We start from the raw sequence: 13650 nt of genomic DNA, 5'->3' as shown, positions 1-13650 counted from the left end.
TTGAAGAGAGCATTAGTTATAGATGATACTAAAAATATCAGACTTTTATTAACCACTTGTCTTGAAATAAATAATTATGAAGTAGTAACTGGGAGTAATGGATTGGAAGCCATAGAGCTTTTTATGAATAATGAGTTTGATTTAGCGTTTTTAGATATAAAAATGCCAAAGTTTAGTGGTACTGAGGTACTAAGACGCATAAGAGAAGAGGGCATTAATACTCCAGTTATTATAATGACTGCTTTTGCCACTGTTAAAAATGCAGTAGAATGTACAAAGCTAGGAGCAATTGCATATCTTCAAAAACCATTTACAGCAGATAGGGTTGTAGGTTTGCTTGATGAAATTTCACATGAATTAAATAAAGATGTAAATTTATACTTAGAGAAATCTAGCAAATTAATAATTGAAGGTGACTTTCATGAGGCTCTTCAAACGTTAAAAATAGCTTTGGCTTTGGAACCTGAGAGTCCGGAAATATACAAGTTAATTGGAGATGTTCTTAAAGCAAAGGGTGAAGTTAAGAGATCTAAAAAGTTTTATGATATTTCAGATGTCCTTAAAAAATGAGTTAATGAAGATAAATATCAAGGTGTTTTAATAGAGTTTCACAGACTATTCTTTACATTATAAAGGTGATAAAGAAAAAATATATAGGAATATAGTATGTGACTATAGGGGGAGTAAATTGAAGAAAATTTTTCAAGTAAAAAGAGGAAATCTAAAATTCAAAGAAGTAGTTGAATTTAATTCAAAGGTTAGTGAATTTATCTGGAAATTATCCATGAGATACAAAGGTTGTATTATTAAGGAAATAGAAGATAAGAGAAATTCCTAAAAAACAGATAAAATCCTATGCATTTGAGCATAGGATTTTATTGTCTAATTTTCTACTGGTTTGGTAACCTGTATTTTTAAAGCTGGAGATTGAGGTGGAATAGAGAAGGTCATTCTAGGACTTAACTCTATAAACACCTTATCTCCTTTTTCAAACTTAAGCTCTTTGGTTTGCTCATCACAGCCTGCCATTATTACGGTATCTTTAGAAATGATTGCAACCAGCTCTTGCTCAAAAACTTCGCAACTTTTTAAATAACCTTTAACTAATAACATAGTATTTTCTTGTTTAGAATCCATTCTAACTTCTACTATTTCCCCTAAAAATAAATTACTTTCAGTTGGCTTTGCAAAAACAGTTGTAAAAGACATCATCATAAATAATCCTAATAATGCTATAACTCTCTTAATTTTCATTACGACTCCTCCTTGTATGTAAACTTTAACCTGAGTTATTTTACTCTAATATCTAAAATTTATACATTGAACTAACCATTAAGTACTTACCCCTTCAGTGAATAGGTTAAAAGAGGAGACAAATATTAAAAATTATTTAACCCCAATAATTGAAGATGACGCTGATGATTTAAATAATCAAATAAAAAAGAAAGATACTTATATATAATCTTAAAAATGAAATTGAAAAAACTGCATATGATATATTAAAATTGATAAACAGAATAAGACAAAAGGATTATCAAATATCATAGCTAAAGATAAAGCATCCGGCTTAGAATGGAAACTAAAAAATAAGAAAAAAGGGGATAGTTTATTCCTATCCCCAGCTAAATTTCAACTGATTACATTTTTCCTATAGCAACTCTCCAAACTTCTGGTCCTTGCTCTAGGTACTCCCAATTAAATTGTTCATCTAACTCTGCTAAGAATTGATAGTGTAGTGGTCTAGGGTCATGATCATTTATAAGTTCCATAGTTTGACCCTTTTCTAAGTTATCGAAGGTTTTAAAAATAACAACATGTTTATCTCTTGGCTCATACATTCTTGCATCTACTTGTGCATCAAAGTGTGACATATAATCATCTCCTAATATTTTTTCCTCATGGACGAAAGGGGAGACGACCATGAAGTATTGTTAAAGCATTTTCTATCACAACTGCTGTTTATAGGTTATGAAGGGAGAGGGCCTTGTCAGCCCTCATGAGGATTAAAGTTTATCTATGATTTAATTATACAAAGGTTTTTAGGTACTGAATGTGATTTGAATCAAATTATTTTAAAAAATTTAAGATTATAAGATATTTAAATGAATATATTACACATCATTTTTAACCAATACAATTTCGAACTGGCTAAAGTTTAGATTAAAATATTGAAATATAAACTTATTATACAAAAGCTATTAATGAGTAAATTTATTTGTAAGTTTAGATTACTTATTTTACTTCTGAGCAATGAGATGAGTAATGAAGTACGAGCTCTTGGGCTTTTTTACGAATACAATTCACCATACTAGGGGGTTCAATTACCTTTGCAAGAGTGCCAAGGTGAAAAAAGTATTTTGATACAAACTCTAGCTCACTATTATCTATTATCATATCGATATAACAATTGTCTTCATCAGTGATTATTATACTTGCCTCGAGCTAAGTCTCACTAAGGCATTGGCGTATTCCTTCTATAGTTAGTTCCACATACAATCTTATTGTTTGTGTAGAATGGCCACTTAACCATTGAGGAAGCTTTATTTGATGTTCATGATATTTTTTCGTGTTTTCTAAGAATATTATTCGGTCAGTTCTAAAAAGTCGAATTTCCTTATGTGTGAAATCATAGGCAGGCATATACCAAAATCCATCATAGGCGTACATACCTATTGGAGCTACTTCCTTTTTAGTATTTTTTTAATTTTGTGTTATGTATTCTATGTTTATATATGATTAGACATAGACGCTTCAATGATTTCTTTTAGAAACAAAAGCTCATTATGAAACAAAGTAAATTCTTAATATCATAATTAAAAATGAAAAAAGATAACCCCTATAATTATACATATGGGTTATCTTAAACATCGATTTATTTGTAAAATATTTTAAATAAACTACACATTTTATACTGCAACTTTATTGTCCATTAATTTTAATAAATCATTGTGGTGTAGTGTTTCTTTATCAAGTAATTGATTAGAAATTTCTTCTAGTATATCTTTGTTATTTAATAATGTTAGTTTTGCTTCTTTATATAATTCATCCACAGTGATTTTACATTCTTGAATAATATTACTAATATCACTATTATTTGCTATTCCATTTAGCTCTGATAACCTGAGAAGTCCAAGTGAATTTCCCATACCATATTCAGTAATCATATTATTTATCATATTTGTAGTTTGTTTTAAATCACTAAAAGCTCCTGTGGTGACCTTATCTTTACCGAAAATTATTTCTTCGGCAGCTCGTCCACCAAGTAGTACCATTATTCGTCTTCTTAAGTAATCTAAGTTTTGATAAGCTGTATCATTAGGAAGACTAAGAGTATATCCACCAGCACCTTTTGATGTAGGTATTATTGTTACTTTTGATACTTTTTCTTTTGGTAACTTTAACATGGAAATTAATGCATGTCCAGCTTCGTGATAAGCAGTAATTCTCCTGTCTTCTTCACTCAAGGAGCTTCTTTCTACTTTTTCGTAACCAGCTAACACAATTGAATACGCTTTATCGAAGTGATAGTCTGTGATAAATTCAGAATTATCCTTACATGCTAAAATGGCAGCTTCATTTGCAAGACTTTCAAGCTTTGCACCTGAAAAGTAGGCAGTTTTATGAGCTAAATCTTTAATATCAACATCCAGCACAGGCTTATTTTCTAAGTGAAGGCTCAGGATTTTTTCTCTTGCTGCAATATCAGGTAGAGAAACTTCTATATGTCTATCGAATCTTCCTGGCCTTAATAGGGCAGAATCTAACATATCAAGTCTGTTTGTTGCAGCTATAACTACTATTCCATTGCTTTCGTTAAAGCCTGACATTTCAGTTAAGAGAGCATTTAAAGTCTGATCTCTTTCATCAGAACCACCGTTTTTACCACTATCTCTTTGTTTTCCAATGGCATCAATTTCATCAATAAATATTACAGCTCTTCCATGAGATTTTGCTTTCTTAAATAAACTTCTAATTCTTCCAGCTCCAACCCCTACATATACTTGAACGAAATCCGAGCCTGACACAGCATAAAATGGTACATTCGCCTCACCAGCAACAGCCTTCGCAAGAAGAGTTTTCCCTGTGCCTGGATCACCGTATAAAATCACACCTTTTGGCATTCTTGCGCCATAATTTGTATATTTCTCTGGGTTTTTCAGAAAGTCAACAATATCATTTAGACTTTCTTTAGCCTCTTCATTACCAGCTACAGAATTAAAATTAAAGTTTTCTTTAGCCATGCCTTGTACATCTTCAGCACTTAGCGAAGTAATTTTCCCACCAGTTAACGATGTGTTTCTCAGCGTCATTATAACAATAGCCAATAAGGATAATCCTAACATGGTAACTGGAATCCTTTGAATTGGAGGCATAGTGCTAGAAGTTTTCACCTCTATCCCCTTACTCAACAATTCTTCCTTAAGCGTTATGCTATTTGGATTGTCAGTTAAATATTTAGTACCATCTTTTAAAATTACATTAATTTTTGGAGAAGCACTAACTTCTACAGTAGATACTGTAGAACTTGATATATCTTTTAAAAATTCTGCATATGATTTAAATTCAGCAGATGAAGTTTTATAATTTGCAAAAATTAAAGCAACAAGGGAAAGAAATGCAATGACTATTGGTATTAAGATATAATTCTTTTTTATTTTATTCAGCAACTAAAATTCCCCCTTAATATTACCAAATTTACTAAACCGTTGTTTACTGTATAAGCAAAAACTTACAACATACATATAATTATATATAAAATAATAATAAAGTCTAATTTTTTTCATATAAGTTGGAAATGTAATTTATGGTATATTTGAGAATAGTATAGATAATGGCATTGATTGTTATTTCTTAAAGGATAATTATACTTACATAATGGTTTAATGATTATTTTAGTTAAAAATTAATAATAAAATCAACAAAAAAAATCCCCCATATTTTATGAGGAATTTTTACTATTACGATTTATTGCAATAGGTCTTTTACTATTTCACCATTAACCATAACAAATTTTACTTTATTTCTTAAGTCAAAAGGATGGCCATTGTAAATAACTACATCAGCATCTTTACCAACTTCTAAAGAACCAACCCTATGATCCATATTGATTGCTTTTGCTGCATTTATTGTTATAGCTCTTAATGCTTCTTCTTCCTCCATACCTTCGCGGGCTGCTAATGCAGCACATATTGGAAGGTATTGTAGTGGAATAACTGGATGATCTGTCATTATTGCAACTTCTATACCCGCTTTATTTAATATAGAAGGAGTTTCAAAAGTTAAGTTTTGTAACTCAATCTTACTTCTATCTGATAAGCTAGGTCCTATGATTATGGCTTTTGGATTTTCTTCTTTTAAATAATCTACAATTAAATGTCCTTCCGTGCAATGTTCAAGTGAGATGTCTAAGTCAAATTCTTTGGCTATTCGAAGGGCAGTTAGAATGTCATCTGCTCTATGTGCATGTGCCTTTATCGGTATTTCTTTTTTTATTACTTTAGACAGTGCTTCCATTTTCATATCATATTCTGGAGCTTTTTCTCCGCATTCAATTGCTTTTAATTGTTTTTCTACATAGTTTTTAGCTTTAATCAAATTTTCTCTAAGTATAGCAGCAGTTGCCATTCTAGTTGAAGGCGATTTCTTTTGTGAATGATAAACTCTCTTAGGGTTTTCACCGAAAGCTACTTTCATAGCAGTACAAGAGTCTATTATCATTTCATCAACTCTTCTACCAAAAGTTTTCATTGTTACAAAAGTACCTCCAATTACATTGGCGCTACCAGGACCTGTTGCTACAGTTGTAACACCAGCTTCAAGAGCTTCAGTAAAACATTTATCTACAGGATTTATGGCATCAATTGCTCTCAAATGTGGAGTTACTGGATCAACAGCTTCATTACCATCAGAGCCTTCAAATCCCATTGCATTTTCCCACATTCCTACGTGACAATGTGCATCAATCATGCCTGGCATGAGAAATCCACCTTTTGCATCGATAACTTCTGCGCCTTCTGGTATCACTAAATTCCTTCCAATAAAAGCTATTTTGCCGCTTTCAATTAACATCATTCCATTTTCAAAGTTTTCTTGTGCCATAGTATGAATGTTTGCATTCTTAATTACTAGCATAACCCAATCCCCCTTATGGTGAAAATATTATTTAATTATTGATACTATAAATATATTCAAAATCCTTTGTAAAATACAAAAATTAAATAATATTTCATTTTCCTAATAATTATTTAATATTGTCCGGTTAAAGTTTATAAAAGTTCACTGAAGTGAACTTATTAATCCATACCAAATAGTTAGAAAGTCTACTTATTGAGTTTATTAGTCATTTGTGAAAAGTATCCTTTTGGAATAAGCCCCTTTTTTATTCCATTGGTAACAATTAAGTATGTGGCAGTTGTATCAAATCTGGCATCATGGTAATTTCCAACACCATTAAATAATTCATTACATTTAGTTTTTATTTCATCTTGAGTAAGCTGTAGAAAGGTAACTACTTCTTCTAATCGTGGATTTTTAATACCACCTCTACCATTAGTCATTTTACATACGTCTTTGTAGTAGCTCATGGTGCAAAATACATTATTAGGATTAAATCCTATGTCACAAAACTCCAATTCATGATTTAGGAACTTTAAATCAAAGTTCACATTATGTCCTATAACTATATCTGAATTTAAGAAATCATGAATAAAATTCTCTAACTGGTCTTCAAAGTATTGTCCATTACTTAACTCATAAAGGTTCTCTAAAGAAAATCCATGTATATCTTCAGCACTAGCACTCATATCTTCTACAGTAAAAAAGAAGTTTTTCCCTATAGTAGTTTGAGGTTTTGTGCTATTATCAACTAATATATATGATAATTGGCATATGTTACCAGGTTTTATATCAGTAGTCTCTGTGTCAAAAAATAAAAGCTTCAATTTAAAACCTCCCTTATTATAAATTTATTAAACCATAAATATAGTAAGAAATCCATTATAAATTCATTGATAAAAGAATTTCCTTCTAAATGTTGTTGCGAAAATAATAAAAAAGAATAATATGCTCTTAGGAATTATTTTTATTGGTTTTAAGTGTATTTTAAGATTTGTTATTTATATTGAAAATAGATAGAATCTAATTTTAGGAAAATAACGAACTATAATTATATTTTTTTGATTATAATTCGTATACATGTAATAGTGTTTATGATATAATCTGAATAATAATTTAACTTGGCATAATAGTTTGATTATTTAGTTATGTAAATATCTGTCCCTATGCAATACATATAACGCAAGTGATATTTTCTTACAATAAATCAACTAGCAAAAATACAAATTAAAAACTGTAGTATATACAGGGTAGGAGGGTCTTTCAATGCATTATGATTTACTATATGTGATAAAAAACGATAAGCATAACAAAAAAGATTTATTGAATCTTCTTAATGATCATGAGGAGATTAAATTTGTATCTTTAGTAGGAATAGATTTTCTAGGGAATGATACAGATGAAAAAATACCAACTCAAAATTTTATAGAAAACATCAATACTTTTTTACACGGAACAGCAATACAGACTGACGGGTCATCCGTTGTGCTTCCAGGAATAGCATCATTAAATAATGCTAAGGTTGATATGAAAATTGATCTTGAATGCAATTGGTTCGTGGACTACAATTTTGAAAACCTAGATAGTAAATCTGGTAGACCTGTTGGAACGCTAAGAATACCGTGCCATCTTTATCACGAAAATCTCCCTGTTGATTCTAGACATATATTAAAAAATTCAGTTGAATATTTTAATAATACAGTTTTGCAATTATTAAAGGAGAATCCTGAATATTTAAATAATGCACAGTTATCTTTTGAAGATATAGATAAAGTTTCTATAACTGCAGCAACAGAACTTGAATTTTGGGTTAAGACACCAAATGAATTTGCAGAAGTAGAAGAGCTATCTACGTCAGAAGTTCTTAAGGAACAATATTGGAAAAGAACAAAAGGTGTTGTAAGAACAGCATTAGAGAAATCCTTGATTATGCTTGAAAATTATGGTCTTGAGCCAGAAATGGGGCATAAAGAAGTTGGTGGAGTTAAGGCAAAGCTTACTGAGGGTGGTTCTTTTAATCATATTATGGAGCAACTTGAGATAGATTGGAAATATTCCACAGCAATTCAGGCTTGTGATAATGAGCTTTTAGCAAGAGAGATTATAAAGGAAACTTTCAGAAAAAACGGACTAGATGTAACATTCCAAGCAAAACCAATTGATGAAATAGCAGGTAATGGTAAGCACCTTCATGTTGGTGTAATTTTAAAGTTGAAGAATGGCAAGGTTATAAATCTATTTCACAGTCATAAAAATGATTATCTTAGTGAAGTAGGCTACGGTGCATTGATGGGTATACTGAAGAATTACGAGGTTATAAATCCATTTGTATCTTCAACAAATGGGGCATTTAGAAGACTAAGACCTGGTTTTGAGGCACCTGTTTGTATAGTTACATCCCTTGGTCATACAAAAGATCAACCTTCTAGAAATAGAACTATCTTGATTGGACTTATAAGAGATTTGGAAAATCCTATGGCAACTAGGTTTGAATTACGTTCTCCAAATCCTCATACTAATATTTATTTAGCGTTAGCAACAATGAATTTGGCTATGGTAGATGGTATTAAATATGCAATTGAAAACAATAAAAGCTGTGATGAACTATTAAAAGAACTATCTAAAAGTCCAAATGAAGATGCTCAGTATTTAGAACATTCTAGATGTTATAGAAGTGAGGAAGATGTTTTTGAACACTATACTGAAGAAGAGAGAGAAAATTTCTTTGGCAGAGCACCTATGACTGTTTATGAAAATATTGTAGGATTCGAAAACACTAACAAATTATTGGTACTGGAAGAAGGCAAAGTATTTAGTAGCAAAATAATAAATAGTTATAAAATTGCTATTTTAACAAGATGGGTCACTGAAATAGAGCATAGATTAATACCAAATTATATGAATGAAATAAGAAATACTGTAAAATTGCAGTGTGAAGATATAATGGAATATGATTTAGAAAAGTGGATGGAAATAAATAAAATTAGAGAGACAATAATGAAAGATAGTCATATTAGAAAAAGCTTATTTACAAGAATGAGGGAAGCAATTTCAAATGAAGATTATAAAACCTTATCTGATTTACAAATAAATTTGGATAGTGAAATGAAGAGATTAAGAAAGTTATACCTAAACTACAGGAGAAATTTATTAAATATATAATAGATTTACACAAAATAAATTTTTCGTTTAGTACTAACATTAATACTACTCAATTAAGTAGAGTTTATTATTAACTAAAAATTTAAACATTAAAAGCATGGAAATTTTGAATTGTCCACTCTAAACTATTAGAGCAGCATATCAATTTCCATGCTTTTTATTACAATAAAGAAAACTTAAAATTATACTAGTGAATTTGAACAAAAACTATGCTCTGATAAAATCTTTTATTGTGGGATTATTCCATGTATTATTATTTAAAGTTAACTTATACATATATCATAACGGGAATTATCTCAACATATTTAGTGAAATCTTCCTCATTTAATTCATCTAAATTTAATTTATCTAATAGCTCATTGCCAATAAGTGAAGAAAGTTTATCATTTATAAAATCAAAGCAACTTTCAGTATTTATTGGTGGTGTAAGTTTATTCTCTCCCTTTTCTATAGAACTAACTTTGCCAATTATAGTAAAGTTAGTGTGATAGTTACAATCTAGCTCCATTAAAGAATGATTATTTTGAATCGGTATGATTCCTCGCATCTCTGTATTAAATAATGGTTCTGTAATATACTTTGTGCATTTGGATTCTTTCACTGATTGTAAAGTGCTTTTGAACCAGTTCAAAATTGCTTTATTGTTGCTTTTGCTATCCCTAGTATTCTCTAAATTAAAATCATCTAAGGCACTTTCTATTTCTAAAATATCAATTACGTGTTGTATCTTTTTAAGTTTAGAATTCATTTTCATTTTACATTTCAATTCAACAATATCTCCATCTTGAAGAAACTCTAAATCATTTTTATTCTTCACTTGTTTTAAAAATTTGTTGTTGTTTAATATATCTACAAGTCTAATATATGTAGTTATAGTAGACTTTTCGATTTCTTGAATTGTTCTTCTGGTGTATCCCTGTAGTAATTGTACAGATGCATTTCCTTGAAGAATTTTACCACAGGTTAATTCACAAAGGGGAACATTTGAGTTAATTATAACTTCTTGCTTATTTGTAATTTTTTCAACTTCGATAAATCTTTCAATAGCAATTTTAAACATGCTTAATATAATTTCATCGTTAACATAAAGTGGCACAAAGAATTCATTCATAGAAGCCTCCCATTTATAGAAGTATATAATAATATATTAAAGTGAACTAATTTTTAGAATTTATTATTGAGTTATAGTCATTAAAATACTATATATGACAAAAACCTATGACAATGTTATAATAAACATGTAAATTTTTCTGGAGGGGATTACTTGGAAATTATAATAGCATTAATTTTGGGAATCATTGTGGGATATTTTATAAAACTAAATAAAAAACAAAAGGCATTGAACGGAAAACTTCAGCAACTTGGTGTGGTATTCTTGTTATTTTCTATGGGAGCATCTATAGGCGCCAATGAAAATATTATAGCTAATCTTGCTAAAATTGGTATAAAAGCTTTTAGTTACGCTGCTTTTACTATTTTAGGAAGTATAGTTTTAGTGTTTTTACTAAGCAATAAATTTCTTAAAAATTCTAAAATAGTAATTTGTAATGAAGAGAATAGCATCAAAGAAAAAAATCTTTGTTCTAAAGAGATAATGGAGGATATGTAAGATGACTTCAATAATTTTAAGTGCAATTATTTTAGGAATAGGTTGCGGTTTCTTTATATTTCCTGAAGGAATCATAGCTAACTTAGATACTGTGGCTTCGCTTTCTCTATATGCATTGATATTCTTTGTAGGCATAGATGTTGGATCTAATAAAGATATTTTAAAAGATCTTAGATCTTTAGGATTTAAAATTCTTTTAGTTCCTATTGGTGGTATAATGGGTAGTTTAATTGGAGGATTTATTACAGGATTAATTTTTAATATGGCCATAAATGAAAGTTTGGCCATTGCTTCGGGATTTGGTTGGTATAGTCTATCTGGTGTTATGCTAAAAGAGTTAGGTGGAGAGGCTTTGGGAGCTATAGCATTTTTAACAAATGTTTTTAGGGAAGTATTCGCAGTAATTTTAATACCTTTTTTAGCAAAAAAAATGAATTATTATACAGCCATAGCTCCTGCTGGAGCCACCTCCATGGACACAACTCTTCCTTTGGTGGCGAAAGCTACTAATCCAGAGATAGTAGTTATTTCATTTATAAACGGTGTTATTATGAGTTCATTGGTACCCGTTCTAGTTACATTCTTTTATAATATAAAATAGTTTATCTACTATAACACTTAAATTTTTAACTTAATAAGAGAGTATAAATATAAGATATTTATTTGTAATAAAGATTAATATAGTGCTAATTTTTAATTATACATACAATATATTTGACAATGTTTTAACACTGAATAGTGAAAAGTATATGCCTTGGCATATACTTTTTTTAAATTTGTCGAATAAAATGTATTTACTCTCGTTCAGAATATTTATATAATTAAAATATAACCTTGACTGTGAGAGCTTCTTACAGTAGGAGGTATAAAACATAATATGACCTAATTGTGAAGAGATTCTAAACAAAAGGGTGGTGAAATAGATAATTTATTAACAATTTCAACCAACACTTTTTGTGTTGGTTTAACTTTTTTGTATGGTGGTGCTAAATCTTGGAGAAAAGAATTGCTGTAATAGGTATTATTATTGAAGATATAGAAAAAGCAAAAGATGTAAATGATATTTTACATGAGTTTAATTCAATGATAGTGGGAAGAATTGGAATTCCATATAGAGATAGGGGATTAAGTGTTATATCAGTAATTGTAGATGGAATCATGGATGAAATATCAGCAATGACTGGAAGAATGGGAAAGTTAAAAGGTGTATCTGTAAAGGCAGCTATAACAAAGGCATAATGAAAATTTGTAATTAAATATTTGAGAAGCTAAAATTGTAAATTTATTTTTTAAGCTATGCATTGTCAATAAATAAGAGTGTTCTAATAAATATGAAAGTAAGTGGTGATTGTATAATGAATAAATACAAAGCAGAGGATTTCATAGTTGAAAATGAAATAAACAAAGTTATTTCAGAAAGTTTAGAGCTTTCTAAGAATGAGAAGATAGTTAGAGATATATTGGAGAAAGCTAGAAATGCTACGGGGCTTTCTCATAAAGAAGCAGCAATATTGTTATCTGTGAATGATGATGAAATGCTTGAAGAAATGTTTAAAGTTGCAAGGCAAGTAAAAGAAACGATTTACGGAAAACGTATAGTTATGTTTGCACCTTTATATGTGAGCAATTATTGTGTGAATAACTGTGTTTACTGTGGCTATAAACACTGTAATGAAAGCTTAAAAAGAAGAAAATTAAATATGGAAGAGTTAAAAGAGGAAGTTAAGGTTTTAGAGAGTCTGGGTCATAAAAGAATTGCTTTAGAAGTTGGAGAAGATCCTGTTAATACACCTCTAGAATACATATTAGATTGCATTAAAACAATTTACTCTTTAAAATTCGATAATGGTGCTATTAGAAGAATAAATGTTAATATTGCGGCTACTACGGTGGAAGAATATAAAAAGCTCAAGGAAGCTGATATAGGAACATATATATTATTTCAAGAGACCTATCATAAAGAAACCTATGAAAAAATGCATCCAAGTGGTCCAAAGCATAACTATAATTTCCATACTACTGCTATGCATAGAGCACGTGAAGCAGGTATAGATGATGTAGGAATTGGTGTATTATACGGACTTTATGACTATAAATATGAGACTATTGCAATGCTGCTACATGCTGAAGATTTAGAAAAAACAACAGGTGTAGGACCTCATACTATATCTGTCCCAAGATTAAGAGAAGCGGAAAATGTAAGTTTAAAAGATTATCCATATTTAGTTGGAGATGATAACTTCAAAAAAATTGTAGCTGTATTAAGATTAGCAGTTCCTTATGCAGGTATGATCTTATCTACAAGAGAAGAACCAAAGTTGAGAGATGAAATCTTAAAACTTGGCATATCCCAAGTTAGTACTGGTTCATGCACAGGAGTGGGTGGTTATGCAGAAAGTCAGCGAGATGTAGAAGAGAAGCCTCAATTTGAAGTTGCTGATCATCGTTCCCCAATAGAAATGGTAGAAAGTTTAATCGAAAGTGGCTATATACCTAGTTATTGTACTGCTTGTTATAGAGAGGGTAGAACTGGAGATAGATTTATGGCCCTTGCTAAAAGTGGGCAAATTCACAATGTTTGTCAAGGAAATGCACTATTAACATTAAAGGAATTTATGTTGGATTATGGCACTGATAGGACTAAAGAGTTAGGGGATCAGTTGATTGAAAGTTCTTTATTAGATATTCCTAATATTAAAGGAAGAGAAGCTACTATTGAAAAGCTAAAAAAAATTGAAGCCGGAGAGAGAGATCTACGATTCTAA

13 protein-coding genes and 1 pseudogene are annotated in these 13650 nt (G+C 30.0%); 7 read left to right on the top strand and 7 right to left on the bottom strand.

Annotation, left to right across the window (positions count from 1 at the left end; all coding sequences use genetic code 11):
• Complete coding sequence (locus RR409_RS15040; RefSeq protein WP_332558585.1) at window positions 1-570, top strand: response regulator; 570 nt, start codon at window positions 1-3, stop codon at window positions 568-570.
• Window positions 571-688: 118 nt separating this feature from the next.
• Window positions 689-838, top strand: a complete 150-nt coding sequence (locus RR409_RS15035) for a hypothetical protein (RefSeq protein ID WP_332558584.1) — start codon at window positions 689-691, stop codon at window positions 836-838.
• A gap of 44 nt (window positions 839-882) precedes the next feature.
• Here RR409_RS15035 and RR409_RS15030 read toward each other — a convergent pair whose 3' ends face one another.
• The 6 genes and pseudogenes from RR409_RS15030 to RR409_RS15005 all read right to left on the bottom strand — a co-directional run bounded on the left by RR409_RS15030 (window position 883) and on the right by RR409_RS15005 (window position 6941).
• The gene (locus RR409_RS15030; protein WP_332558583.1) at window positions 883-1254 is read right to left on the bottom strand and encodes a hypothetical protein; all 372 of its coding nucleotides are present in this window, start codon (window positions 1252-1254) and stop codon (window positions 883-885) included.
• A gap of 383 nt (window positions 1255-1637) precedes the next feature.
• Window positions 1638-1871: a DUF2249 domain-containing protein gene (locus RR409_RS15025; protein ID WP_332558582.1), complete on the bottom strand. Its 234-nt coding sequence runs from the start codon at window positions 1869-1871 to the stop codon at window positions 1638-1640.
• 571 nt (window positions 1872-2442) lie between these two features.
• Window positions 2443-2682 (bottom strand): annotated as a pseudogene (locus RR409_RS15020) (WYL domain-containing protein); the annotation flags it as partial.
• Window positions 2683-2906: 224 nt separating this feature from the next.
• Complete coding sequence (locus RR409_RS15015; protein WP_332558598.1) at window positions 2907-4664, bottom strand: ATP-dependent metallopeptidase FtsH/Yme1/Tma family protein; 1758 nt, start codon at window positions 4662-4664, stop codon at window positions 2907-2909.
• A 301-nt stretch (window positions 4665-4965) separates the two neighbouring features.
• On the bottom strand, window positions 4966-6132 hold the full coding sequence (locus tag RR409_RS15010; RefSeq protein WP_332558581.1) for an amidohydrolase: 1167 nt from the start codon (window positions 6130-6132) through the stop codon (window positions 4966-4968).
• 188 nt (window positions 6133-6320) lie between these two features.
• Entirely contained in the window at window positions 6321-6941 is a 621-nt protein-coding gene (locus RR409_RS15005) for a 3'-5' exonuclease (protein WP_332558580.1), read from the bottom strand.
• 439 nt (window positions 6942-7380) lie between these two features.
• Between RR409_RS15005 and RR409_RS15000 the strand changes: the two genes are divergently transcribed.
• The gene (locus RR409_RS15000; RefSeq protein WP_332558579.1) at window positions 7381-9276 is read left to right on the top strand and encodes a glutamine synthetase; all 1896 of its coding nucleotides are present in this window, start codon (window positions 7381-7383) and stop codon (window positions 9274-9276) included.
• Window positions 9277-9544: 268 nt separating this feature from the next.
• Here the strand turns inward: RR409_RS15000 and RR409_RS14995 are convergent, their stop codons facing one another.
• Window positions 9545-10387: a hypothetical protein gene (locus RR409_RS14995; protein WP_332558578.1), complete on the bottom strand. Its 843-nt coding sequence runs from the start codon at window positions 10385-10387 to the stop codon at window positions 9545-9547.
• A 153-nt stretch (window positions 10388-10540) separates the two neighbouring features.
• Here RR409_RS14995 and RR409_RS14990 point away from each other — a divergent pair, with 153 nt between their 5' ends.
• From RR409_RS14990 to hydG, 4 genes are all read left to right on the top strand, one after another.
• Window positions 10541-10885 carry a LysO family transporter gene (locus RR409_RS14990; RefSeq protein ID WP_332558577.1) on the top strand — a complete coding sequence of 115 codons (345 nt, stop codon included), beginning with the start codon at window positions 10541-10543 and terminating at the stop codon, window positions 10883-10885.
• 1 nt (window position 10886) lies between these two features.
• Window positions 10887-11486: a lysine exporter LysO family protein gene (locus RR409_RS14985; RefSeq protein ID WP_332558576.1), complete on the top strand. Its 600-nt coding sequence runs from the start codon at window positions 10887-10889 to the stop codon at window positions 11484-11486.
• Between the two features lie 392 nt (window positions 11487-11878).
• The gene (locus RR409_RS14980) at window positions 11879-12124 is read left to right on the top strand and encodes a TM1266 family iron-only hydrogenase system putative regulator (protein ID WP_332558575.1); all 246 of its coding nucleotides are present in this window, start codon (window positions 11879-11881) and stop codon (window positions 12122-12124) included.
• Between the two features lie 116 nt (window positions 12125-12240).
• Window positions 12241-13650, top strand: coding sequence for a [FeFe] hydrogenase H-cluster radical SAM maturase HydG (gene hydG / locus RR409_RS14975; RefSeq protein ID WP_332558574.1), 1410 nt, complete (start codon window positions 12241-12243; stop codon window positions 13648-13650).

Source organism: Clostridium sp., from assembly GCF_036642255.1.
In the GTDB taxonomy this organism is placed as follows: Bacteria; Bacillota; Clostridia; order Clostridiales; family Clostridiaceae; genus Clostridium_J.
This window is presented reverse-complemented; position numbering and strand designations above follow the sequence as displayed.

Excerpts from the sequence above, each read along its gene's own strand:
- RR409_RS15030 (WP_332558583.1), bottom strand. The coding sequence starts at position 1,254 with ATGAAAATTAAGAGAGTTATAGCATTATTAGGATTATTTATGATGATG.
- RR409_RS15025 (WP_332558582.1), bottom strand. The coding sequence starts at position 1,871 with ATGTCACACTTTGATGCACAAGTAGATGCAAGAATGTATGAGCCAAGA.
- RR409_RS15010 (WP_332558581.1), bottom strand. The coding sequence starts at position 6,132 with ATGCTAGTAATTAAGAATGCAAACATTCATACTATGGCACAAGAAAAC.
- RR409_RS15000 (WP_332558579.1), top strand. The coding sequence starts at position 7,381 with ATGCATTATGATTTACTATATGTGATAAAAAACGATAAGCATAACAAA.
- RR409_RS14995 (WP_332558578.1), bottom strand. The coding sequence starts at position 10,387 with ATGAATGAATTCTTTGTGCCACTTTATGTTAACGATGAAATTATATTA.
- RR409_RS14985 (WP_332558576.1), top strand. The coding sequence starts at position 10,887 with ATGACTTCAATAATTTTAAGTGCAATTATTTTAGGAATAGGTTGCGGT.
- hydG (WP_332558574.1), top strand. The coding sequence starts at position 12,241 with ATGAATAAATACAAAGCAGAGGATTTCATAGTTGAAAATGAAATAAAC.